Source organism: Pseudomonas lundensis (genome assembly GCF_015377145.2).
Lineage (GTDB): Bacteria > Pseudomonadota > Gammaproteobacteria > Pseudomonadales > Pseudomonadaceae > Aquipseudomonas > Aquipseudomonas lundensis.
On the sequence record NZ_CP062158.2, the window covers coordinates 4,041,674 to 4,066,960 of the forward strand.

General features: G+C 55.0%; 18 protein-coding genes, 2 tRNA genes and 3 rRNA genes. 3 read left to right on the plus strand and 20 right to left on the minus strand.

Annotated elements, in window-relative coordinates; all coding sequences use genetic code 11:
* Positions 1–389 precede the first annotated feature (389 nt).
* The 17 genes from IF654_RS19065 to mrcB form a co-directional block, all read right to left on the minus strand.
* Positions 390–2,693 (minus strand): PqiB family protein, encoded by a 2,304-nt coding sequence (locus IF654_RS19065; protein WP_048375521.1) that lies wholly within the window; start codon positions 2,691–2,693, stop codon positions 390–392.
* Positions 2,686–3,309: a paraquat-inducible protein A gene (locus tag IF654_RS19070; protein ID WP_047273282.1), complete on the minus strand. Its 624-nt coding sequence runs from the start codon at positions 3,307–3,309 to the stop codon at positions 2,686–2,688. Before IF654_RS19070 ends, IF654_RS19065 begins: the two co-directional genes overlap by 8 nt.
* On the minus strand, positions 3,296–3,955 hold the full coding sequence (locus IF654_RS19075) for a paraquat-inducible protein A (protein WP_047273281.1): 660 nt from the start codon (positions 3,953–3,955) through the stop codon (positions 3,296–3,298). The genes IF654_RS19070 and IF654_RS19075 overlap by 14 nt, the downstream gene beginning before the upstream one ends.
* Before the next feature lie 262 nt (positions 3,956–4,217).
* A 5S ribosomal RNA gene (gene rrf, locus IF654_RS19080) occupies positions 4,218–4,333 on the minus strand.
* A gap of 150 nt (positions 4,334–4,483) precedes the next feature.
* Positions 4,484–7,375, minus strand: a 23S ribosomal RNA gene (locus tag IF654_RS19085).
* Positions 7,376–7,610: 235 nt separating this feature from the next.
* Positions 7,611–7,686: transfer RNA gene (locus tag IF654_RS19090), tRNA-Ala, on the minus strand.
* A gap of 9 nt (positions 7,687–7,695) precedes the next feature.
* Positions 7,696–7,772, minus strand: a tRNA-Ile gene (locus IF654_RS19095).
* 122 nt (positions 7,773–7,894) lie between these two features.
* A 16S ribosomal RNA gene (locus IF654_RS19100) occupies positions 7,895–9,431 on the minus strand.
* Together the 16S, 23S and 5S rRNA genes with 2 tRNA genes alongside form the textbook arrangement of a ribosomal RNA operon.
* 478 nt (positions 9,432–9,909) lie before the next feature.
* On the minus strand, positions 9,910–10,524 hold the full coding sequence (gene msrQ / locus IF654_RS19105) for a protein-methionine-sulfoxide reductase heme-binding subunit MsrQ (RefSeq protein ID WP_047281237.1): 615 nt from the start codon (positions 10,522–10,524) through the stop codon (positions 9,910–9,912).
* A complete protein-coding gene (gene msrP / locus IF654_RS19110; RefSeq protein ID WP_047277458.1) occupies positions 10,524–11,537 on the minus strand; it encodes a protein-methionine-sulfoxide reductase catalytic subunit MsrP in 1,014 nt (337 codons plus the stop codon). Before msrP ends, msrQ begins: the two co-directional genes overlap by 1 nt.
* Before the next feature lie 63 nt (positions 11,538–11,600).
* Positions 11,601–12,458 carry a CDP-diacylglycerol--serine O-phosphatidyltransferase gene (pssA, locus tag IF654_RS19115; protein ID WP_047277460.1) on the minus strand — a complete coding sequence of 286 codons (858 nt, stop codon included), beginning with the start codon at positions 12,456–12,458 and terminating at the stop codon, positions 11,601–11,603.
* Positions 12,459–12,601: 143 nt separating this feature from the next.
* Positions 12,602–13,618, minus strand: coding sequence for a ketol-acid reductoisomerase (gene ilvC, locus IF654_RS19120; protein WP_047277462.1), 1,017 nt, complete (start codon positions 13,616–13,618; stop codon positions 12,602–12,604).
* Between the two features lie 48 nt (positions 13,619–13,666).
* Complete coding sequence (ilvN, locus tag IF654_RS19125; protein ID WP_018609360.1) at positions 13,667–14,158, minus strand: acetolactate synthase small subunit; 492 nt, start codon at positions 14,156–14,158, stop codon at positions 13,667–13,669.
* Positions 14,159–14,160: 2 nt separating this feature from the next.
* Entirely contained in the window at positions 14,161–15,885 is a 1,725-nt protein-coding gene (locus tag IF654_RS19130) for an acetolactate synthase 3 large subunit (protein ID WP_047277676.1), read from the minus strand.
* Between the two features lie 431 nt (positions 15,886–16,316).
* Positions 16,317–16,646 (minus strand): YqcC family protein, encoded by a 330-nt coding sequence (locus IF654_RS19135; protein WP_047277467.1) that lies wholly within the window; start codon positions 16,644–16,646, stop codon positions 16,317–16,319.
* Positions 16,646–17,383, minus strand: coding sequence for a tetratricopeptide repeat protein (locus IF654_RS19140; protein WP_094988248.1), 738 nt, complete (start codon positions 17,381–17,383; stop codon positions 16,646–16,648). Before IF654_RS19140 ends, IF654_RS19135 begins: the two co-directional genes overlap by 1 nt.
* Before the next feature lie 16 nt (positions 17,384–17,399).
* Complete coding sequence (gene mrcB, locus IF654_RS19145) at positions 17,400–19,727, minus strand: penicillin-binding protein 1B (protein ID WP_047277470.1); 2,328 nt, start codon at positions 19,725–19,727, stop codon at positions 17,400–17,402.
* A 116-nt stretch (positions 19,728–19,843) separates the two neighbouring features.
* On the opposite strand from mrcB, the gene IF654_RS19150 reads away from it, so the two are divergent.
* The 3 genes from IF654_RS19150 (at position 19,844) to IF654_RS19160 (ending at position 22,354) form a co-directional block, all read left to right on the plus strand.
* The gene (locus IF654_RS19150; protein ID WP_048377685.1) at positions 19,844–21,400 is read left to right on the plus strand and encodes a bifunctional aminoglycoside phosphotransferase/ATP-binding protein; all 1,557 of its coding nucleotides are present in this window, start codon (positions 19,844–19,846) and stop codon (positions 21,398–21,400) included.
* Positions 21,401–21,489: 89 nt separating this feature from the next.
* Positions 21,490–21,831: a pentapeptide repeat-containing protein gene (locus tag IF654_RS19155; protein WP_047277474.1), complete on the plus strand. Its 342-nt coding sequence runs from the start codon at positions 21,490–21,492 to the stop codon at positions 21,829–21,831.
* A gap of 250 nt (positions 21,832–22,081) precedes the next feature.
* Positions 22,082–22,354, plus strand: coding sequence for a TfoX/Sxy family protein (locus IF654_RS19160; RefSeq protein ID WP_047277476.1), 273 nt, complete (start codon positions 22,082–22,084; stop codon positions 22,352–22,354).
* Between the two features lie 227 nt (positions 22,355–22,581).
* Here IF654_RS19160 and IF654_RS19165 read toward each other — a convergent pair whose 3' ends face one another.
* The 3 genes from IF654_RS19165 to IF654_RS19175 are packed head-to-tail and all read right to left on the minus strand — an operon-like array spanning position 22,582 to position 25,258.
* Positions 22,582–23,349 (minus strand): heme ABC transporter ATP-binding protein, encoded by a 768-nt coding sequence (locus IF654_RS19165; protein ID WP_094988247.1) that lies wholly within the window; start codon positions 23,347–23,349, stop codon positions 22,582–22,584.
* Complete coding sequence (locus IF654_RS19170; protein ID WP_169835946.1) at positions 23,349–24,332, minus strand: FecCD family ABC transporter permease; 984 nt, start codon at positions 24,330–24,332, stop codon at positions 23,349–23,351. Before IF654_RS19170 ends, IF654_RS19165 begins: the two co-directional genes overlap by 1 nt.
* Before the next feature lie 50 nt (positions 24,333–24,382).
* A complete protein-coding gene (locus IF654_RS19175; RefSeq protein WP_047277481.1) occupies positions 24,383–25,258 on the minus strand; it encodes a heme/hemin ABC transporter substrate-binding protein in 876 nt (291 codons plus the stop codon).
* Positions 25,259–25,287 lie beyond the last annotated feature (29 nt).

Here is a 25,287-nt window from a genome sequence, read left to right on the forward strand (position 1 = left end):
TAATAAAAGAACCGAAACAGCTCTTATTGAAAGGCCGGCCTTTTACCCGTAGTCTCCTTACTTATTAATACCGGGCAAAAATATAACGCACTTCAGATTAAACAACCGTGAAGTTGCTCACCCAGACCTGCGAGTTTTACCGCACTTCTAAAACAAAGGAAAAACACAAGAACTCCGTTTCTTTACATTCCCAAGTTAAAACCCCCGTCGGTGAAAACTGATATGAAGTTACCGCACCGTACTTAAATCTGACGTAGGAATTCTCTGAACAATTTCAAATAGGTAGAGGAAGCAGCAGACAGCAGGAAACGCACAATGCAAAAAGGCCGCGATCATCGAATGATCGCGGCCTTTTGGAGGGTGCCTAGTTAAACGGCGAGCTTATAAGGTCACTTTGCGAGCGGTATTTTGGGGGCCCACTGCAGCCATTCCTCTTCAAATTTGTCGAAGAGCGGGAAAGTCTGTTGCGGGCGGGCCTGGTTGCCCATTTTGTCACCGTCCGGTGTGGCAAACGCGATACCACCCTGTACGAGGGTTTCGAGCGATTCCGTACGAATCGTTGCCCCTTTGAACAGCCCGAAGTCGACACCGAACCCACTGCTGTTCCAGAACCGGCTGCCGCTGCGCACCAACGGTGCATAACGGGGCTCAATCAGGATATGAACCAGCACGCGGTCTGCCGTGTTGCCCAGCTCATAGCCCGTGACTTTGCCCACGGTGACTTCCCGGTAGGTGACGGGCACGCCTTCTTTGAGGGAGCCTCGACGTGCGGCACTCAACACCAGGCGCAACCCGGCTTCAGGCACGGTGGCGTCAGGCGCCTGATCGAGGGCGACGAAATGACTTTGCGGGCCACGGTCTTTCGGCGCGGGTTGCACCTCAAGGTATTGGCCTGTCACCAGGGTTTCGAGGTTGGCGGTTTTCATGAGGCCCAACTCGGGTTTGACCACCCAGAATTGGGTCCCCACCCGTGCAATGCGCTCGGGCACTTCAGTAATGCGGGCCTGAAGCAGGACTGACTGCAAGTCATCACTCAGGTCGACACTTTCAATTTTACCCACGGTGAGGCCTTTGAAACGAATGGGCGAGCCGCTGCTCAAGCCGTCTGCCCGCGCGACTTTGATGGTGACCGGCACACCTTGCTCCATGGCCGCGTCGCGATCTTTGAACAGGCGGAAACGCGGGATACGTTTCTGCAGGGGGGCCGCGGCTTTAGGGGTTTCGAAGGCAATGCCACCTGCCATCAAGCTTTGCAGGGACTCACTTTTAACCTGAATGCCGCCGGTAAAGCCCCCTGTCAAGGTGACCCCGCTGGCGTTCCAAAAACGGGTGGAGCCGTTGACCAGGCCTTCATATTCCTTCTCGATGTGCACGCCAATGATCAGCTGCTTTTTCGTGCGCGAGAACTGGTAGCTTTGCACCGAACCGACTTTGACTTGCTTGTAGAGGATCGGGCTGCCTACATCGAGTGAGCCGAGGTTATCGGTGAACAGCACCATGTGCAGGCCCGGTGAGCGCAGGTCAAGGGGCGGCGCTTTGGGACGTGCAACAAACTCACGCTCCGGCTTGCTGCCTTTGTCGCCCGGCCGAATCGCGATGTAGTTACCTTTGACCAAGGCTTCAAGCCCGGTGATACCGGCCAGCGAAATCGAAGGTTTGACGACCCAGAACTGAGTGCCTTCGACCAAATAGTCTTCGGCCAGCGGATCCAGGGCCAGTTCTGCGCTTGCGCTAGTGAGATCTGGGTCGACCTTCAGGCCTTTCAGGCTGCCCACCTGGATACCTTTGTACATAACGGGCGTGCGGCCAGCTTGCAGGCCTTCAAAGTCACTGAGTTTAACTTTGACCTTGATACCGGCCTGAGCGGCGTCGAAGTCTTCATACAAACGGAACGGCAGGTTGGGATCCGTTGGCGGGCTGTCCTGGCGGTTTTCAGGGGTGGCGAAGGCAATCCCGCCGGCGACGATGCTGGCCAGCGATTCGCTGCGCAGCTTCAGCCCGGACAAGTTGGCGTCAATGCTGATGCCACTGGCGTTCCAAAAACGCGTGTGTTTGCGTACCAGATTGGCGTAGGTCGGTTCAATGTAAACCTTGACCTCCACGGTGCTCTGGTCTTCAGACAGCACGTAGCTTTTGACCTGGCCGACCTGAATCTGCTTGTAGAACACTGGGCTGCCCCGGTTCAGCGACCCGAGTCGTTCGGCTTTAAGGGTCAAGTGCAGACCCGGCTTGGCATCCGACAGAGGCGGTTCTTGCGACAGGGCCTTGAACTTGCGTGTGGGCTCGCCATCGGCGGGGCTGACAGCGATGTAGTTACCCGATACCAGGGTTTCAAGGCCCGTAATACCAGCCAATGTGACGCTGGGTTTGACCAGCCAGAAACGGGTATTGGTTCTCAGGTAACGCTCAACATCCTTGTCCATCTCAACGGTGGCAATCACCCCTTTGCTAGGACCATCCTCATCGAGCGCCAAGGTTTTTACCTTACCCACAGGCATGCCTTTGTAGACCACTTCGGTCTTATTGGCGACGATCCCTTCCCCGCTTTCGAATCGCACCTGGATGTTGATGCCGGTTTCACTGTAGGCACGCCATCCCAACCAGCCGCCGATAACCAGCGCGATCAGGGGAAGAATCCAGATGGCCGACCAGTTAGAAGCCGGGCGGGTTTTTGCGGTAGGTAAATCACTCATGGTCGTCGTCCGACTCCGTGTTATCCCAAATCAGTCGGGGATCAAAAGTAACAGCAGCAAGCATTGTTAATATCACCACACTGGCAAAGGCCACAGCGCCGAGATTGGCCTCGACGCTGGCTATTCGCCCAAAGTTGACCACCGCCACCAGGATGGCGATGACGAAAATATCCAGCATCGACCAACGGCCAATGAATTCGATAAACCGGTACATGATGATGCGTTGGCGGGCCGATAAAGGCTGGCGGCGCTGCACCGAGAACAGCAGCAAGGCAATGCCCACCAGTTTGAACGTTGGCACCAGAATACTGGCGATAAAGACCACAGCGGCAATCGGGATCATGCCGTGCTGCACCAACTCTATGACGCCGGACATGATGGTGCTCGGAGATCCCTGACCGAGCGAACTGACGGTCATGATGGGCAACAGGTTGGCGGGGATGTACAGAATGGCGGACGTCAGCAGTAACGCCCAGGTGCGCATCAGGCTGTCTGGGCGACGTGCATGCACCCATGCCCCGCAACGGGTACAGGTTTGCTCGTCAGCTTGCGCGTCTTGCCGATTCAACTCGTGGCACTCGGCGCATATCAAAATGCCCGCATCAATCGCACGCATGAGTGTCCTCCCCTGAAAGGGCCTGCCAGATCTGATGAGGTGACATGACAACCTCCAACCAGACCTGTACCAGCAAAAGACTCACAAAGCACGTCAAGCCCAGGCCCAGGCTTAACTCTGCCATGTCAGCCAACTTCACAATGGCCACCAACACGCCCATCAGGTACACCTCGAGCATGCCCCAGTCTTTCAAGTGGTGATAAATCCTGTAGATCAGCAATCCGTAGGAGCGACCGATATTCAAGCGAATGCTGAGTAAGACTGCCAGTTGGCACAGCAGCTTGAGCAACGGAATCCCCATGCTGCATAAGAACACAACCACGGCGATGCCTTGCATGCCTGTGTCGAACAGGCCGACCACACCGCTCCAGACAGTGTCTTGAGTCGCTTGGCCCAACAGATTGAGTTGCATGATGGGCAAAAAGTTCGCGGGGACGTACAACAGCAATGCGGCGATAACGAGTGCAAGGCTGCGTTCTACGACGTTATGGCGATGGGCGTAGAGCTCATAACCACAGCGCGGGCATTGAGCTTTTTCACCGAGGGCGAGATGCGGCTTACGCATCAACAGATCGCACTCATGGCAGGCCACTAACTCGTCCAGCGGTAAATCTGACACCCTGCGGGCGTCAACCGGATCTGGCATATAAGGAGTCTCTGGCTTGAAAATGAATGCGCCTATTCTAGTGTGCGAACTACGAAATGACGCTGCCTATTTGTAGGACTTTAGGTGGAGGGGGACGAAACTAGCCGGGAAGCCGGGAAGCCGGGAAGCCGGGAAGCCGGGAAGCCGGGAAGCGTGCAGGATTGGGGATGAGGGAGTACAGCAGAGATAACCTGAAGGCTCTTTTTCAGGCACAAAAACAAAATCCCCGTCTGCGTGAGCAGACAGGGATTTTGGAATTTAATCTTGACGATGACCTACTCTCACATGGGGAAACCCCACACTACCATCGGCGATGCATCGTTTCACTGCTGAGTTCGGGATGGGATCAGGTGGTTCCAATGCTCTATGGTCGTCAAGAAATTCTGTAGCCGGTGCGTTTACCTTACGGTCAACGTTCCAGCGAATGGGTATGTAATAGAGTGGTGTTTTGTGAGGTGCAAACTTTCGGTTTGTATCGTCTTCACACACCGCAATCTGGCCTTTCGACGCAAATTGCTTGGGTGTTATATGGTCAAGCCTCACGGGCAATTAGTATTGGTTAGCTCAACGCCTCACAGCGCTTACACACCCAACCTATCAACGTCGTAGTCTTCGACGGCCCTTTAGGGAACTCAAGGTTCCAGTGAGATCTCATCTTGAGGCAAGTTTCCCGCTTAGATGCTTTCAGCGGTTATCTTTCCCGAACATAGCTACCCGGCAATGCCACTGGCGTGACAACCGGAACACCAGAGGTTCGTCCACTCCGGTCCTCTCGTACTAGGAGCAGCCCCTCTCAAATCTCAAACGTCCACGGCAGATAGGGACCGAACTGTCTCACGACGTTCTAAACCCAGCTCGCGTACCACTTTAAATGGCGAACAGCCATACCCTTGGGACCGGCTTCAGCCCCAGGATGTGATGAGCCGACATCGAGGTGCCAAACACCGCCGTCGATATGAACTCTTGGGCGGTATCAGCCTGTTATCCCCGGAGTACCTTTTATCCGTTGAGCGATGGCCCTTCCATACAGAACCACCGGATCACTAAGACCTACTTTCGTACCTGCTCGACGTGTCTGTCTCGCAGTCAAGCGCGCTTTTGCCTTTATACTCTACGACCGATTTCCGACCGGTCTGAGCGCACCTTCGTACTCCTCCGTTACTCTTTAGGAGGAGACCGCCCCAGTCAAACTACCCACCATACACTGTCCTCGATCCGGATAACGGACCTGAGTTAGAACCTCAAAGTTGCCAGGGTGGTATTTCAAGGATGGCTCCACGCGAACTGGCGTCCACGCTTCAAAGCCTCCCACCTATCCTACACAAGCAAATTCAAAGTCCAGTGCAAAGCTATAGTAAAGGTTCACGGGGTCTTTCCGTCTAGCCGCGGATACACTGCATCTTCACAGCGATTTCAATTTCACTGAGTCTCGGGTGGAGACAGCGCCGCCATCGTTACGCCATTCGTGCAGGTCGGAACTTACCCGACAAGGAATTTCGCTACCTTAGGACCGTTATAGTTACGGCCGCCGTTTACCGGGGCTTCGATCAAGAGCTTCGCGTTAGCTAACCCCATCAATTAACCTTCCGGCACCGGGCAGGCGTCACACCCTATACGTCCACTTTCGTGTTTGCAGAGTGCTGTGTTTTTAATAAACAGTCGCAGCGGCCTGGTATCTTCGACCGGCATGGGCTTACGCAGTAAATGCTTGACCCTCACCGGCGCACCTTCTCCCGAAGTTACGGTGCCATTTTGCCTAGTTCCTTCACCCGAGTTCTCTCAAGCGCCTTGGTATTCTCTACCCAACCACCTGTGTCGGTTTGGGGTACGGTTCCTGGTTACCTGAAGCTTAGAAGCTTTTCTTGGAAGCATGGCATCAACCACTTCGTGTTCTAAAAGAACACTCGTCATCAGCTCTCGGCCTTAGAATCCCGGATTTACCTAAGATTCCAGCCTACCACCTTAAACTTGGACAACCAACGCCAAGCTGGCCTAGCCTTCTCCGTCCCTCCATCGCAATAACCAGAAGTACAGGAATATTAACCTGTTTTCCATCGACTACGCTTTTCAGCCTCGCCTTAGGGACCGACTAACCCTGCGTCGATTAACGTTGCGCAGGAAACCTTGGTCTTTCGGCGTGGGTGTTTTTCACACCCATTATCGTTACTCATGTCAGCATTCGCACTTCTGATACCTCCAGCAAGCTTCTCAACTCGCCTTCACAGGCTTACAGAACGCTCCTCTACCGCATCACTTACGTGATACCCGTAGCTTCGGTGTATGGTTTGAGCCCCGTTAAATCTTCCGCGCAGGCCGACTCGACTAGTGAGCTATTACGCTTTCTTTAAAGGGTGGCTGCTTCTAAGCCAACCTCCTAGCTGTCTAAGCCTTCCCACATCGTTTCCCACTTAACCATAACTTTGGGACCTTAGCTGACGGTCTGGGTTGTTTCCCTTTTCACGACGGACGTTAGCACCCGCCGTGTGTCTCCCATGCTCGGCACTTGTAGGTATTCGGAGTTTGCATCGGTTTGGTAAGTCGGGATGACCCCCTAGCCGAAACAGTGCTCTACCCCCTACAGTGATACATGAGGCGCTACCTAAATAGCTTTCGAGGAGAACCAGCTATCTCCGAGCTTGATTAGCCTTTCACTCCGATCCACAGGTCATCCGCTAACTTTTCAACGGTAGTCGGTTCGGTCCTCCAGTTAGTGTTACCCAACCTTCAACCTGCCCATGGATAGATCGCCCGGTTTCGGGTCTATTCCCAGCGACTAGACGCCCTATTAAGACTCGCTTTCGCTACGCCTCCCCTATTCGGTTAAGCTTGCCACTGAAAATAAGTCGCTGACCCATTATACAAAAGGTACGCAGTCACCCAACAAAGTGGGCTCCCACTGCTTGTACGCATACGGTTTCAGGATCTATTTCACTCCCCTCTCCGGGGTTCTTTTCGCCTTTCCCTCACGGTACTAGTTCACTATCGGTCAGTCAGTAGTATTTAGCCTTGGAGGATGGTCCCCCCATATTCAGACAAAGTTTCTCGTGCTCCGTCCTACTCGATTTCACTGCAAAGATGTTTTCGCGTACAGGGCTATCACCCACTATGGCCGCACTTTCCAGAGCGTTCCGCTAACATCAATACAGCTTAAGGGCTGGTCCCCGTTCGCTCGCCACTACTAAGGGAATCTCGGTTGATTTCTTTTCCTCAGGGTACTTAGATGTTTCAGTTCCCCTGGTTCGCTTCTTGTACCTATGTATTCAGTACAAGATAACCATCTTATGATGGTTGGGTTCCCCCATTCAGACATCTCCGGATCAAAGTCTGTTTGCCGACTCCCCGAAGCTTTTCGCAGGCTACCACGTCTTTCATCGCCTCTGACTGCCAAGGCATCCACCGTATGCGCTTCTTCACTTGACCATATAACCCCAAGCAATCTGGTTATACTATGAAGACGACATTCGCCGAAAACTTGCAATTACTCACAAATTTTACCTTAGCCTGAATAAACACCAGTGAAAGTGTCATTCAGTCTATCTTTCTATTACATACCCAAATTTTTAAAGAACGATCTAATCAAAAGATCAGAAATCAACATTCACCATCATCTGATGGAATGCTCATTTCTAAGCTTTACGATGCAGAAGCAAGTTTATGGTGGAGCCAAGCGGGATCGAACCGCTGACCTCCTGCGTGCAAGGCAGGCGCTCTCCCAGCTGAGCTATGGCCCCATACAAAATTGGTGGGTCTGGGCAGATTCGAACTGCCGACCTCACCCTTATCAGGGGTGCGCTCTAACCAACTGAGCTACAGACCCAATTTCGAGCTTGTAACTGTTAGCGTGAGCTATCAGCTTGGAGCTTAAAGCTGCTTCTATCGTCTTCTTCAATGAATCAAGCAATTCGTGTGGGAACTTATGGAGCAGCTGATGTCGTCGATTAAGGAGGTGATCCAGCCGCAGGTTCCCCTACGGCTACCTTGTTACGACTTCACCCCAGTCATGAATCACACCGTGGTAACCGTCCTCCCGAAGGTTAGACTAGCTACTTCTGGTGCAACCCACTCCCATGGTGTGACGGGCGGTGTGTACAAGGCCCGGGAACGTATTCACCGTGACATTCTGATTCACGATTACTAGCGATTCCGACTTCACGCAGTCGAGTTGCAGACTGCGATCCGGACTACGATCGGTTTTATGGGATTAGCTCCACCTCGCGGCTTGGCAACCCTTTGTACCGACCATTGTAGCACGTGTGTAGCCCAGGCCGTAAGGGCCATGATGACTTGACGTCATCCCCACCTTCCTCCGGTTTGTCACCGGCAGTCTCCTTAGAGTGCCCACCATTACGTGCTGGTAACTAAGGACAAGGGTTGCGCTCGTTACGGGACTTAACCCAACATCTCACGACACGAGCTGACGACAGCCATGCAGCACCTGTCTCAATGTTCCCGAAGGCACCAATCCATCTCTGGAAAGTTCATTGGATGTCAAGGCCTGGTAAGGTTCTTCGCGTTGCTTCGAATTAAACCACATGCTCCACCGCTTGTGCGGGCCCCCGTCAATTCATTTGAGTTTTAACCTTGCGGCCGTACTCCCCAGGCGGTCAACTTAATGCGTTAGCTGCGCCACTAAGAACTCAAGGTTCCCAACGGCTAGTTGACATCGTTTACGGCGTGGACTACCAGGGTATCTAATCCTGTTTGCTCCCCACGCTTTCGCACCTCAGTGTCAGTATCAGTCCAGGTAGTCGCCTTCGCCACTGGTGTTCCTTCCTATATCTACGCATTTCACCGCTACACAGGAAATTCCACTACCCTCTACCATACTCTAGCTTGCCAGTTTTGGATGCAGTTCCCAGGTTGAGCCCGGGGATTTCACATTCAACTTAACAAACCACCTACGCGCGCTTTACGCCCAGTAATTCCGATTAACGCTTGCACCCTCTGTATTACCGCGGCTGCTGGCACAGAGTTAGCCGGTGCTTATTCTGTCGGTAACGTCAAAGCACTAACGTATTAGGTTAATGCCCTTCCTCCCAACTTAAAGTGCTTTACAATCCGAAGACCTTCTTCACACACGCGGCATGGCTGGATCAGGCTTTCGCCCATTGTCCAATATTCCCCACTGCTGCCTCCCGTAGGAGTCTGGACCGTGTCTCAGTTCCAGTGTGACTGATCATCCTCTCAGACCAGTTACGGATCGTAGCCTTGGTGAGCCATTACCTCACCAACTAGCTAATCCGACCTAGGCTCATCTGATAGCGCAAGGCCCGAAGGTCCCCTGCTTTCTCCCGTAGGACGTATGCGGTATTAGCGTCCGTTTCCGAACGTTATCCCCCACTACCAGGCAGATTCCTAGGTATTACTCACCCGTCCGCCGCTCTCAAGAGGTGCAAGCACCTCTCTACCGCTCGACTTGCATGTGTTAGGCCTGCCGCCAGCGTTCAATCTGAGCCATGATCAAACTCTTCAGTTCAAACATCTTTGGGTTTTGAGAAAACCCTAAACTTGGCTCAGCAATCGTTGGTTACATCTTTGATTTCTCGCGGAGTAACTTGTGATGCTGATAATCTTTTTGACTATCAGTCTGACTCCACAAGCACCCACACGAATTGCTTGATTCAGTTGTTAAAGAGCGGTTGGTTAAGCTTTCGCTCAACCGAGGCGCGCATTCTACAGCAGCCTCTGTTGCTGTCAAGCGGTTATTTTAAGATGTTTTCAAAGCTTCCTCTGTAACATCAACCACTTGCGCTTTCGATCTCTCGTCAGCGGGAGGCGAATTCTACAGCGTTACACGCTGCTGTCAACGCCTCATTTCCTGCTTCGATGATTTGAAGCTGGCATCGTCAAAGCCGTCTAACTCATTGAAACTCAAGGAGTTTTCCGTTTCGACTGCGCCGGAAGTGGGGCGAATTATAGGCCGCTGAAATTCTGAGTCAAGCCCTAATTTTGACTCATGAGGCAGAAACCGTTTTCTTCTTATATAGACGGGGTATACGCCGCATCACAACCGGTACACGCAGCACCATCAACATCGCCCCAATCGCCGCGTAAACCGCCCACTCTTTAAGGTCTGCACGAACGATCCAGAGCATGTGCAGTAGTCCTAACCCCAAAATCACATAGATAAGGCGATGCAATTTTTTCCATCGTGCGCCCAGACGACGCTGGCTGTAACGGTTGGATGTCACCGCAAGTACGAACAACAGCAAGAAACCAAGGCTGCCCACAATAATGTAGGGACGCTTGCGCAGCTCCACCCCCAACTGAGACCAATCGAAACCCAACACAAAAGCCAGGTAAGCCAACAGATGCAGTATTACGTAAGCAAAACACCACAGACCGATTTGACGTCGCACAGCAACCCAGCCAGCCCATCCTGTCATTTTTTGCAGAGGCGTCATGCAAAGCGTTATCAGCAACAAGATCAGGGTGCCTAACCCCAAGCGATCAACCAGCACTTTGCCAGGATCAGGTCCCAGCACTGAACTCCACGCTTGGAATACCCACAGCAGCGGCCAAATAATCACCCATACAAAAACAAACGAGCGCCAATAAGGAAATCGCATCAATAGTTTTTCCGCAGATCCAGCCCACTATATAAAGAAGCCACCTCGTTGCCGTAACCGTTGAACATCTGCGTCTCGCGTACATTCGGACTGAACAGGCCACTTGGCAGACGACGCTCACGCGCCTGACTCCAGCGCGGATGGTCCACTTGCGGATTAACATTGGCGTAAAAGCCATATTCATCGGCCGCGATACTCTGCCAGGTTGTCTTGGGCTGATCTTCAACAAGGCTGATGCGCACAATGGACTTCACGCTTTTAAAGCCATATTTCCAAGGCACCACTAGCCGCAATGGCGCACCGTTTTGATTCGGTAATTCCCGCCCGTACATCCCTACTGCCAGAATTGCCAATGGATTCATCGCCTCATCCAACCGCAGCCCCTCCACATAAGGCCACTCAATCAAAGCGAACCCGGAACGCTGCCCGGGCATGACCTTAGGATCCTGCAACGTCTCAAAGCGAATGAATTTTGCTTTCGAGGTGGGCTCCACCTGCTTAAGCAATGCTGAAAGCGGGAAGCCCAGCCAAGGAATGACCATTGACCATGCTTCCACACAGCGAAGCCGATAGATCCGCTCTTCTAATTGATAGGGCTTCATGAAGTCTTCCAGCGCATATCGGCCCGGTTTACCGACCTCACCATCGACAACCACCGTCCATGGCTCAGTCTTCAATGCACCTGCATATTGCGCCGGATCACCTTTAGCGGTCCCGAACTCATAAAAATTGTTGTAGTGAGTCGCATCGTTGAAGGGCGTGATTGACTCTCCCTGTACATTCACCGCCTGCCATTTGGTTTTGGGCAGCTTTTCGGCAAACCATGCGGGTGGCGTGCCCGCCTCCACATCAGGGTACATCCCGGCGTCTTGCGCACGCCCAATACGAGGAAATGCACTCACGGCAAGCCCGGCTAGCGAGCTTCCCAGCAATGTTCGCCGCGATAAATAGAAGGATTCAGGCGTGACGTCAGACTCTTTACTGTCTGACGTGGAGGGGAGCTTGATGAGCATGGCAACTCCGTAGCATTGAAAGGCTGATGCCCCAATAGACTACGGAGTATGGGAGAAATTACATCACTCGGCGCTTTTGTTCCGGCGCAGATGCAATAAATACTGAATGGGGCCGGACGCCGCATAGGCAAGGAAGACCAGCAGCAGAATGCGCGGCGGATCACTGAAAACCACTGCAAAGACCAGTACCACTGCCAGAATGGCGACAAAAGGTACACGCCCCTTCAAGTCCAGCTCTTTAAAGCTGTTGTACTTGATATTGCTGACCATCAACATGCCTGCAGCAGCTACAAGCAAGGCCACCAGGAACGACATTTTGGAACCCTGAATGCCGTAATCGCTGAATGCCCACACGATCCCGGCCACAACACCCGCAGCAGCCGGACTCGCCAGCCCAATGAAGTACCGCTTATCAGCCGTACCCACCTGAGTATTAAAACGCGCCAGACGCAATGCCGCGCCAGCCACGTAAATGAAAGCGACCATCCAGCCTACTTTGCCCATATCCCCCAGCGCCCAGCCAAACGCGAGCAGTGCGGGGGCGACCCCAAAGGCAACCATGTCAGACAAAGAGTCGTATTCGGCGCCAAAAGCACTTTGCGTATTGGTCATGCGGGCAACCCGGCCATCAAGACCGTCGAGCACCATGGCCACAAAAATTGCGATCGCGGCAAAGGCAAAGTACTTGCTTGCACCTGCCGCATCACCTGCACTCATGGCACTTTGCGCGCTCATCGAGTTAATAATCGAATAGAAACCCGCGAACAGGTTCGCCGTCGTGAAAAGGTTGGGTAGCAGATAGATACCACGATGCCGGACTTTACGGCCTTCGGCGTCATGTCCTTCTTCGACATGCTCATCGATAGGCAGCAGACTATCGGCGTCAGAGGCCTGTTTTGGCTCTTCGGGACGTTCGCTCATGGACATTACCTTGCAACGATATGGAAAGTTTCGATAAAGGTTCACGGCCAACACGGACACGCAAACAGTGATGCTTTATACCAGAAGCCACCCTCTAAACGAAAAAACGCGGCCGAGGCCGCGTTTTTCTTCACGCTACAAACTTAGTTCTTGGCTTTATCGACAATCTTGTTCGCACCGATCCAAGGCATCATCGAGCGCAGTTGCTCACCAATCACTTCGATACCGTGTGCCGCGTTGTTGCGACGCTTGGCGGTCATCGATGGGTAGCCGGTGGCACCTTCGCTGATGAACATCTTGGCGTATTCGCCGTCCTGGATACGCTTCAATGCATTACGCATTGCCTGACGGGATTCGGCGTTGATGACTTCCGGACCTGTCACGTACTCGCCGTACTCAGCGTTGTTGGAGATCGAGTAGTTCATGTTCGCGATACCGCCTTCGTACATGAGGTCAACAATCAACTTCAGTTCGTGCAAGCACTCAAAGTAAGCCATTTCTGGCGCGTAGCCCGCTTCAACCAGTGTTTCAAAGCCTGCTTTAACCAGCTCGACAGTACCGCCACACAGAACAGCCTGCTCACCGAACAGATCGGTTTCGGTTTCGTCCTTGAACGTGGTTTCGATGATGCCGGTACGACCGCCACCAACACCCGAAGCGTAAGACAGCGCAACGTTTTTGGCGTTGCCCGAAGCATCTTGGTAGATAGCGATCAAATCAGGAATGCCGCCGCCTTTCACGAACTCGGAGCGCACAGTGTGGCCTGGTGCTTTCGGCGCAATCATGATCACGTCGAGGTCGGCACGCGGAACAACCTGATTGTAGTGAATCGCGAAACCGTGGGAGAAAGCCAGGGTGGCGCCTTTCTTGATATTCGGCTCGATTTCGTTTTTGTACAGCGACGACTGGAACTCGTCCGGGGTCAGAATCATGACCACGTCAGCCGCGGCCACCGCGCTAGCAACGTCAGTGACTTTCAGGCCGTGTGCTTCAGCTTTGGCGACAGTGGCCGAACCTTTACGCAGACCGACAGTCACGTCTACACCTGAATCTTTCAGGTTGCAGGCTTGAGCGTGACCCTGGGAGCCGTAACCAATGATGGCTACTTTTTTGCCCTGGATGATCGAAAGGTCGCAGTCTTTGTCGTAATAAACTTTCATGATTTTCCCTTATATCCAGGCCATTGAGGCCATTAGCACTTATTAGTTTTAGATGCTGAGTACTTTGTCGCCACGGGCAATCCCGGTGACGCCACTGCGAACTGTTTCCAGGATCGAGGCCGTTCCAATTGACTGAATGAAGCTGTCGAGTTTGTCACTGGTACCGGTCAACTGCACGGTATACACACTGGCACTGACATCAACGATCTGGCCACGAAAAATGTCCGTGGTTCGCTTGATCTCTGCGCGCTGGGCCCCCGTTGCCTTGACCTTGACCAGCATCAGCTCGCGCTCAATGTGAGCACTTTCAGACAGATCGACCAGCTTGACCACTTCAATCAGCTTGTTCAGGTTCTTGGTGATTTGCTCGATGATTTCATCGTGCCCTACGGTCGTCAGCGTCAGACGCGACAAGGTCGGGTCTTCAGTTGGCGCTACCGTCAGGCTTTCAATGTTGTAGTTACGTTGCGAAAAAAGCCCTACAACACGAGACAATGCACCCGGTTCGTTTTCAAGAAGCAAAGAAATAATGTGCCGCATGATTAAGTACGCTCCGTCTTGCTCAGCCACATGTCTCGCATGGAGCCATCTTTGATCTGCATCGGGTAAACGTGCTCGCTGGTATCGACCTGGATATCCAGGAACACCAAGCGGTCTTTCATGGCGAACGCTTCTTCCATTTTTGGCTTCAGGTCTTTCAGATCCGTAATCCGAATGCCTACATGACCATAAGCCTCAGCCAGCTTCACGAAGTCAGGCAGCGACTCCATGTAGGAATGCGAATGACGGCTGCCGTAGTTCATGTCCTGCCATTGACGCACCATTCCCAGTACGCCGTTATTGAGGCTGATGATTTTTACGGGCAAGTCGTACTGCAAACACGTCGACAATTCCTGAATGTTCATCTGAATGCTGCCCTCGCCTGTCACACAGGCGACATCAGCATCCGGGAAGCTCAATTTCACACCCATGGCCGCCGGGAAGCCAAAGCCCATCGTGCCCAGGCCGCCTGAGTTGATCCAGCGATTAGGCTTGTTAAAACGGTAGTACTGAGCCGCAAACATCTGATGCTGACCCACATCGGACGTCACATAGGCGTCACCCTTGGTCACTTCGCAAAGCATCTCAATGACGGCTTGAGGCTTGATCTTGCTGCCATCGCCCTTGTCGTACGGGAACAAACCGCGATCACCGCGCCACTCATCAATCTGCTTCCACCACGCAGCGACCGCTTCAGCATCGGGTTTTTCGCCAATATCCTTGAGGATCGAGACCATTTCGGTCATGACGCTTTCGACCGGACCTACGATCGGCACATCCGCCTTGATGGTCTTGGAAATAGACGCAGGGTCGATATCCACATGAATGATCTTGGCATTGGGGCAGAACTTGGACGGACCATTGATCACGCGATCATCAAAACGCGCACCGACTGCCAGAATCACGTCGGCGTTATGCATGGTCATGTTGGCCGTAAAGCTGCCATGCATACCCAGCATGCCGATGAACTGACGATCTGTGCCAGGGTAGGCCCCCAAGCCCATCAACGTATTAGTGACCGGCACGTTGAGCATTTTCGCCAGTTCGGTCAACGGAGCAGAACCGCCGCCCAAAATAACGCCGCCACCTGCGTAAATAACCGGACGCTTGGCCGCCAACAGCATTTCCACCGCTTTGCGGATCTGGCCGGAGTGACCGCGAACCGCCGGGCTGTAGGAACGCAGCTTGGCTTTTTTCGGGAAAACGTATTCGAACTTCTCAGCCGGATTGGTCATGTCCTTGGGAACATCAACCACCACAGGCCCCGGGCGACCGGACTGTGCCAGGTAAAACGCCTTTTTCATGACCTCCGGGATCTCCGAAGCATGCTTGATCATGAAACTGTGCTTCACGATGGGCCGGGAGATACCGATCATGTCGGTCTCCTGGAAAGCATCGGTCCCGACCATGGTGCTAGGCACCTGACCGGAGATGATGACCATCGGAATGGAGTCCATGTAGGCGGTCGCAATACCCGTAATGGCATTGGTAGCACCCGGGCCGGACGTGACCAGAACGACACCGGCTTTACCGGTGGCACGGGCATAGCCGTCAGCCATATGGGTAGCAGCTTGTTCGTGACGAACCAGGATGTGGGACACTTCCGGTTCTTTGAACAGTGCGTCGTAGACATGCAGGAGAGCACCACCAGGGTACCCGTAGATATGTTTGACACCTTCGTCGCGCAAAAAGCGGACGAGCATCTCACCGCCAGATAAAAGCTCCACGTTGTTCACCTCTAAAACGCCAGAATACCGATCGCAAAAAACGAACGGGTCTTAATAGGTTTACTTTTCAGCAGAGCATGAGCGACGGTGGTCGCCGACTACGTCAGCACTGACTGAGCAAGTATTGGGAGCTCCCCAAGTATTGCGGGGTTTTCCCACCCAGCGCGAGGTAACGCGTTGCGGGTGTAACAGGTCGGCGCGGGTGTGCGCCTCATGATCTGCTGAGAGAGTCTGCTTCTGGCAGTCCCTCTACAGCGGACTTTCGATTCTTCTCATTCACCCCACCCAAGTCAAGCAATAATTGCGCTTTTTTCCAACTACGCGCATCTGAACATAGAAGAAACGGGCTTGATGAGGGATAAAACTCGCCTGAATGGCGCAAAGCGGTAGAAATATGCGCACGACTGCCGGAAAAACCGGCAGCCAGGCAATTAACGAGCGTCGACGATCAGTTGGTCGAACTTTTTCAGCGCATTACGCAGGCCAAGACTCTCTGACGGCTTGTCGGCATACACCATTTCAGCCATTTCAAGAATGCCCGAAGCATTGGGCAGCGGCAGATCCTGTTCGAGGATTTGTTTCATTCTCACCAGAAAGATCCATTGCAGCCACTGATGGAAGTCCAGCGTATCCACTGAAAAGGGCTCAACACTGCTCAACGCCTCAGCGGTGGGCGATACCTCGTCCCACCAGCCCTGTACGCGCAATTCGCGCTCAATCAGCAACAACTGTTCGGCAATGGCCGGGAAGCGTACATCCATTACAGACTCACCTTGGCTTTTTGACGTGCCAATGCAGCGCCGGCTGCATCACCCTGTTTCTCACGCGCCTGAGCGATCAAACCCCACAGGCTGGCTTGAAGATCCGGACGGCCGCCAGCGAATGTCAGGCCGCGACGTGCGAACTGCTCCGCTTGCGCAGCATCCCCTTGTGCCATCCGCACCTGCGCCAGACGATAAAGCACTTGCGGCTCACGGGGCGCTACACGCTGCGCGCGTTCGAGGCTCGACGACGCGCCATTCAAATCACCGGTTGCTTGCTGTTGCTGAGCGGTGGTCAGCAAAGCCAGCACCGGGCCATCCAATTGCTCATCAGCTGCCAGCCCACCACTGCTGGACGGAATACCGCTGGGCGTCACCGGGGTCGGTGCACGGTACGCAGCGCCAGGTGTGTAGTCGCCAGTGCTGATAGGCGCCGCCGCCGGGCCCGGTGTGATTGGCCCCGGCGTAAACGGCTCGGTGCTGATCGGCGTGGACACCGCCGACGCACCACCGGGAATCATCACCACGACGCCGGAATCCTGAGGGATCGCCTGAATCTGCGCGGCACGCGGTGCAGTCGCCTGCGGATAATGACTCGCCGTACGCTGAGCAGAAACACGCTCGTTATTGGATACAGGAACGCCCGCATCTACCACAGGGATAGAACCCTGTTGAACACTGGCGCAACCATTGAGCAAAGCCAGGGCTGTAACAGCCGGAACCCACCACTTATTCACGTCAATTCCTCTTTGCTTAATTCAACCAGCCCTTGACCCAATCCATCACCGCTTCACCGGTTGCAGGCGTTTCGGCTGCACAACTGGCTCCGGCGGGCGGCTCACTGCCGCGAATATACGGCATCTGCACAGCCCCAGGGCAGTTCGCATCGGAACCCTGGCCGGTATGGGGGTCAATCCAGGCTTGCACAATGTTATCCGGTTCCGGCATGTCCAGCGGCAGAGGGTCGGCTTTGTTCATAAAGCTGGTCCATACCTGCAAGGCGCCCGTTGCACCGGTGAACGGTGTTTTACCGTTGTCATCACGCCCCAGCCAAACGACAGCCAGCAGATCCTGGCTGAACCCGGCAAACCAGCTGTCACGTGAATCGTTACTGGTACCGGTCTTGCCGGCCAACGCCAGACTCTTGGGCAATACGTTGTAAACCGAACGCCCTGTCCCCTCACGCATGACGTGCTGCATGGCGTTTTGAATCAGGTAGATGGACCCCGGATCAAAGCGCTGCTGGATCTGGAACGGGTAGCGCTTGAGCGGCTCACCTTCGGCCGTCAGCACACTGCGAATCCCGCGCATCGGGGTATTGAAACCACCGTTGGCCAAGGTTTGGTACATCGTCGCCACTTCCATCGGGCTCAAGGCACCGGCGCCCAGCAACATGGAAGGGAACGCCGGGAACTCACGCTCCACCCCAAGCCGCGCCAGGGTCTTGAGCACATTGGGAACGCCCACTTCCTGCCCCAGTCGCACAGTGCCCAAGTTGTAGGAATTCATCATCGACTGATACAGGAACACCGTACCGTGGGAACGGCGGTCATAGTTCTGAGGCTTCCAGATCTGACCATCGGCGCCTTTGATCGATAACGGCTCGTCCGACAACCAACTGGTCAATGTGTACTGGCTCGGACGTTCAAGTGCGGTCAGATAAACCGCTGGTTTGATCAGCGAGCCAATCGGCCGCACCGCATCCAGTGCCCGGTTAAAGCCGGCATAACCCGGCAGGCGGCTGCCAATCAGCGCCTGCACTTCACCTGTTTCGGGGTTGGTCACCACCATCGCGGCCTCAACCTCATCGGAACCCTTGCGCCCGGCCAACCGTTTGAAGGTTTCTCCGACAGCGGCCTCGGACTTCATCTGCAAGATCGGATCAAAACTGGTGAAAATCCGCAGACCTTCTTCAGTCAAGTCTTCGTCGCGATAGTCTTCACGCAACTGACGTTTGACCAAATCCAGGAAACCCGGGAACGAACTGTCTGCGAGGCTTCCGCGTTTGGTCACGCCCAGCGGCATCTTCTTGGCTGCCGCCACTTGCTCTGCGGTGGCGACACCTTGCTGCTCAAGCAAATCGAGCACCAGGTTGCGTCGTTCAAGCGCACGCTCCGGGTAACGACGCGGGTTATAGGCAGACGGCCCTTTGACCATCCCCACCAGTAAAGCCACTTGATGCAACTTGAGCTCAGACAATGGCTGGCTGAAGAAGAACTGGCTCGCCAGACCAAAACCATGCACCGCTCGCTGTCCGTCCTGCCCGACAAAGACCTCGTTGAGGTAAGCCTCAAGGATTTCGCGCTTGTCGTAGTGCAACTCCAGCAGCAACGCCATCATCGCTTCGGTCAGCTTGCGGCTAAGACTGCGCTCGTTGGTCAGGTAGAAGTTTTTCACCAATTGCTGAGTCAGCGTACTGCCACCCTGGCGCATTTGCCCGGAAGACGAGTTGACCCAGATAGCACGGGCGATCGATTTCGGGGACACCCCCAAGTGATGGTAAAAATCGCGGTCTTCAACCGTTACCAGGGTTTCGAGCAGAAACGGAGGCACCTGATCGATGTTGATCAGGATGCGGTCTTCGAGGTTCTTCGGGTACAGGCCGCCAATCAGCAGCGGCTCAAGGCGCACCACGGGCAGCTTGGCACCATTGGAGGTCGACAGTTCGGCTACGTAATCACCGGAGAAGCGCACACGCACTGGCTGCGCCTTTTCAGCGCCTTCATAAAACTGGAAGCCGCGGGTGTTGAGGTCAACCGTATTGCCATTGACCGACGCGGCACCCGGGCCACTGACCGCGCTCTCGCGGCGATAGCCCAAGGCATCAAGTTCGGTGAGGAAGTCGTTCTTGGCCAGTTTTTGGCCGACGAACAGCTCCAGCGGCCTGGCGTAAACCTTTGCCGGGATGGTCCAGCGTTTGCCGGAGAACTTCTCCTGAACGATCGCATCGAGGTAGACGGCGAAACCTGCCAGTACAACCAGGCCGACCAGACTGAGCTTGAGCGCCCAGCCCAGCCATGGGCGCAGGCCGCCACGGGAGGGACGTTTGGAACGGGAACGGGGGGATCGGGTACGAGTCATGGCGGCGGATTATACGCACTTTGTTCATGTTCAACATGCGCAGCCCGGCGGTTTGCAGTACCGCCATCAGGAGCCATAATGGCCCATTGAATTTTCCCCGTCTTGAAGGACCAACCGTGAGCCAGAACCTGATCGCCGCGCTACAGAACCCGAGCCTATACCCGCATGAAGTCGATGGGTTTCAGGTAATCGAAACGCACATTTCCTGGGTAATTCTCACTGGCCAGTATGCCTACAAGCTGAAAAAACCGGTCAACTTCGGTTTTCTCGACTTCACCGACCTCAATCAACGCCAATACTTTTGCAATGAAGAACTGCGCCTGAACAAGCGCCTCACTGAAGGGTTATACCTTGACGTACTGCCCATCACCGGCACACCCGATGCGCCTGTGATCGGCGGTAACGGGGTGGTGATCGAGTACGCGTTGAAAATGCTTCAATTCCCTCAGAGCCAATTGCTGAGCACGTTGCAAGCCAATGGCGAGCTGACTGCCGCGCACATTGATGAAATGGCCCAACAAATTGCTCATTTTCATATCCAGGCGCCCCATGTACCGCTGGAACACTACCAAGGCACTCCAGTAGCCGTAATGGAGCCTGTGCGCCAGAACTTCGATCAAATTCGGCCGTTTCTGACAGATAAAGCCGACTTGCAGCAACTGGATGCCCTTCAAGCCTGGGCTGAGAGCAGTTTCATCCGCCTTGAACCGCTGCTCAAACAACGTAAAGCCGAGGGGTTTATCCGTGAATGCCACGGTGATATCCACCTGGGGAATGCCACGCTGATCGATGGCAAGGTGGTGATTTTCGACTGCATCGAATTCAACGAGCCCTTCCGCTTCACCGACGTCTACGGTGATGTAGGGTTTCTGGCCATGGACCTTGAAGACCGCGGCTTGAAGTGTCTGGCACGGCGTTTTGTCAGCCAATACCTGGAGCTGACCGGCGACTATCAGGGCCTTGAACTGCTGAATTTCTATAAAGCCTACCGCGCGCTGGTGCGCGCCAAGGTCAGTCTGTTCAGCATGCCCGCCGATGCCACCGGCGTTCAACGCGCTGCCACCCTGCGCCAATACCGCAACTACGCCAACCTCGCAGAAAGCTACAGCACGATTCCATCGCGCTTTCTGGCCATCACTCACGGTGTTTCAGCCGTGGGCAAAAGCTCGGTCGCCATGCGTCTGGTCGAAGCTTTGGGCGCTATCCGTCTGCGCTCCGATGTCATCCGCAAACAATTGTTCGGTGAACAGCAGCCTGAAAATGCTGTGGGTGAAGGGATCTACAGCACCGACGCCAGCGAAACCACCTACAAAAAAATGCATGAGCTGGCCGCAACCGTGCTGCGCGCAGGTTTCCCGGTCATCATTGATGCCACCTACCTGAAACGCGAACAACGTGACGCCGCTGCCAGCGTGGCCGAGTCCACCGGTGTGCCGTACCTGATCATCGATTGCGACGCACCGGACGCCGTGATTGAAGGCTGGCTGGCTCATCGTCAGGCTCAAGGCACCGACCCGTCCGATGCCACCCTCGACGTGGTGCACGCTCAACGTGCCAGTCGCGAGCCGCTGGGCGCTGACGAAGTGCAGCGCAGCAAGCGTATTGAAACCAACAACAGCAAGAGTCTGGACACCTTGATCGAGGACATTCGTCAGCGCTTGCCAGGCCTGTAATAAGGCCGAGTGACCGCGAGGCGCTAAAGGTTCGCGGCCACTCAATAGTGGCACTATAATGGCGTCATAAATCCAACAGGAGACGCCCCATGAGCCGCCCACAATTGCTTGATTCGGCGCTGTACGCGCTGCTGCACAAAGACGATATTGCCGGTTTCAATCAGGAACGTCCGCAAGGGCCTATCGATATGCGAGGCGGCGATTTCCGAGGCTTGGATTTACGGCAACTGAACGCCCAGGACGTGGATTTCACCGACAGTTATTTCCGCTCTGCCGATCTCCGGGGGCTGGACTTGCGTACAGCCTGTATCGAAGGTGCGAGTCTGGCCCATGCGCAGATTTCAGGGGCCTACTTCCCGGTTGAAGTGACAGCGGACGAAATTTTGATGTCGGTTAACTTCGGCACTCGCCTGCGTTACCGCACAAAGTAGAAAAATACGACATCCGGGTGAGCGCTTTTGCGTCGGCGCGACCCCGGCTTGTTGACCTTGCCTGGTGGCTCTACCCTCATCGTTTCATCTCCCTTCGGCGGGTTTCCTCGACCCCTGCATTTCGCCCTTAAAACACCCTGCTTGTTCCAAAACCGACTAAAGAAGAGCGGTTTTCCTACAGAGCGCTACACTCCTGAAAGACTGATTTGATCCAGTAAACACTGCGCTCGCGCCGTCGCAAGGAGGCTTGATGAACGATGAACTCCAGCATTTGAGAAATCTTGGGAAGACGTCGGCGCAATGGCTGCACGCTGTGGGTATTCATAACCTTTCGGACTTGAAACGGCTTGGTGCCGCAGATGCCTATCGTGCGGTAAAGGCTCGAGGGTTCAGAGCGTCTAAAGTCTTGCTCTATGCCATTGAGGGAGCCTTGCTGGATGTCCACTGGAACGATGTTCCTGCGGAACGCAAAGAAGCCCTCAACAAACAGGTCGAAGGATTGCTCGCCCCGCGCAAAGTCTGACTTTTTTCAATCGCAGTAAAAAAAAGCGACAAACTGCTGTTGACTCGATAATGAGAATTGTTATTATTACGCCATCTGGTCGCGAGGCCAGTCGATCTTCTGAAAGGCCCTTGGTTCGGACTTTCAGAAAATCTCCTCATCAGGCTAATCACGGTTATTTGACCCGGCTCTTGCCGGGTCTTTTTTTGCCCGCAAAACGTGTGTAGCGCTGTTACTCAGCATTGCGCTCAGCGCGCAATGATCAGCGGATGCCCTAATTCCGGGTGTGGCTGCACCAGCACATCCAGCCCGAAGACAGCCTTGAGCAACGCAGGCTGCAATACCGCTTGTGGACAATCCAGCGCACGCGGTCTGCCGTCTTCCAACAGCAACAACCGGTCGCAATAGCGTGCGGCCAGATTAAGGTCGTGCAGGATGATCAGGACCGCCGCGCCACGGTCGGCGAACGCCCGAATGGCCTTTAACGTGGTGTGTTGATGCAAAGGGTCCAGCATCGAGGTCGGCTCATCCAGCAACAGCGTTTGCCCACTCTGCCCCGGCCACAATTGCGCCAGCACGCGCGCAAGGTGCACACGCTGTCGCTCGCCCCCCGACAAGTCGAGGTAACTGCGACCCGCCAAGTGTTCAACATCCGCAGCCTGCAAGGCGGCGTGAACAATCTCGGCATCGCGTATGCGGCCTGTCTGGTGCGGCAAACGGCCCATGCCGACAACGTCCTCAACCCTGAATGCGAAATCCAGCGTCGAGGTTTGCGGCAACACGGCCAGTCGCTGGGCCCGCTCACCACCTTTCCATTGACTCAGCGCACGCTGATCGAGCCAGACTTCGCCTTCGGCAGGCGTCAACTCCCCGCACAATGCGGCCAACAACGTACTTTTTCCCGCACCGTTAGGCCCAAGTACGCCGAGGACTTCGCCCGGGCAGACCTCAAGCGTGACAGCCGACAACACGGCTTTTTGCCCACGACGGATCTGCAGATTTTCCGTTCGCAACATCAGTGGCGCCCCCGCAGCAGTAAATACAGGAAGAATGGCGCCCCCAGAAATGCCGTCACAATACCGATGGGCAGCTCAGCGGGGGCAAGCGCCAAACGCGCAATCAGATCAGCAAACAGCAGTAAACTCGCCCCCGCCAAGACGGATGCGGGCAGTAACACGCGATGATCGGGCCCGGCCAACAGCCGCACCAGATGGGGCACCACCAAGCCTATAAAGCCAATCATGCCCGCCGCCGCCACAGCCGCACCGACGCCCAAAGCAGTACAAAACACCAGTTCGCGCTTCAGGCCCTCCACGTCTATCCCCAAGTGATTAGCTTCAGACTCGCCCAGCAGCAATGCATTCAGCGCCGTTGCCCGGCATGGCAGCCACAGCGCAACGCCAGCCGTGACCAGCAGCAGCGGCCACAACCGCGCATAGCTGGCGCCATTCAAACTGCCCAGGTTCCAGAACGTCAGCGTACGAAGCGTCGCGTCATCCGCCAGATAAGTGAAAAGCCCTACTGCGGAACCCGCTAATGCCGTCAGGGCGATCCCCGCCAGCAACATCACGGCCACATGGGTTTGGCCGTTTCGCCGCCCCAGTCGGTAAACCAGCGCAGTGACTCCCAAGCCCCCCAAAAACGCACAGAGCGACAGCAAGTACGGCCCGATGAAGTCAGGCAACCCACCCAAGGCAGCGCCGCCTACGATGGCAATCGCCGCTCCGAGGGCTGCACCGCTGGAGACCCCGACCAGACCGGGGTCGGCCAACGGGTTGCGGAACAAGCCCTGCATCGCAACGCCCGACAGCGCCAGAACACCGCCGACCGCCAGCCCAAGCAAGGTTCGCGGCAAGCGGATCTGCCCGAGAATCAACTCTGCCTGTTCAAGACCTTCCCCCTGTACCGACAACCCCATCAACCGCATGGCTGCGCGCAACGTATCGAACAGCGGCAAACTCACTGGCCCAAGCGCCAGCGACAACCAGGTCGCCAGCAGGCACAAGAGGGTCAAACCAATAAACAAAGAACGGGGCTTTACCAGCGTTTTCATTGAGCGGCTGCGGCCTCGGGATAAAACTCAACCGTGAGTTGCTTGAGACGCTCCGGCAACCGCGGCCCCAGCCCGCCGACCAACAAGGTTGGGTCCACTTCATAGAGCCGCCCTGCTTTGACTGCGCGAATCGATGCCAGCACCGGGTTTTCTTTCAACAGGGCTGTACGGGCGGCCTCACCGCTCAGACTGCGATCTGCAAACACCAGAACCTCCGGGTTCAGCCCCGCCAACGCCTCGACCGAGAAAGGCTTGTAGCCTGAATGGGTGGCAAGGTTTCGGCCGCCGGCTTGCGTCAGCAACCAATCGGCAGCGGTGTCCTTACCGGCAATCATCGGTTTGCCACCCGCATGACCCAGCAACAACAGGACGCCCGGCGTTTTGTGCGTTGCTTGCAAGTGCTTGACCTGAGCCTGCTGCTGATCCATTTGCTGCTTAAAACGGTCAAACACGTCCTTGGCGTGCGCTGTATCGCCAAGTAATCGCCCTAAATGCGTCAGCGTCGCTTGCAGGGTCGTCAGATCAGCCTGCGCCGAGAACATTTCAACCGGCACCCCGGCCGCTTGAATCTGCTTCAAGACCTTGGCGGGCCCCATCTCTTGCGTGCCGATCAACACATCAGGCCTGAGGCTCAGGATGCCCTCTGCCGACAGCTGACGCTGATAGCCGATGCTGGGCAGGGATTTAAGTGATTCAGGATGTTGGCTAGTGGTATCGACCCCAACCAATTTAGACTCCGCCCCCAGCGCGCAGACCCATTCCGAGAGTGCCCCACCGGCACTGACCCAACGGTGTGGCAACTCGGCAGCCGAGCTGACAGTACTGATCACAAGGCCAGCAAAGAGCGTAATCAGGCGAAGACGCAAGCGCATACAAAGGCGTTCCTTTAATAAGTGGGTCA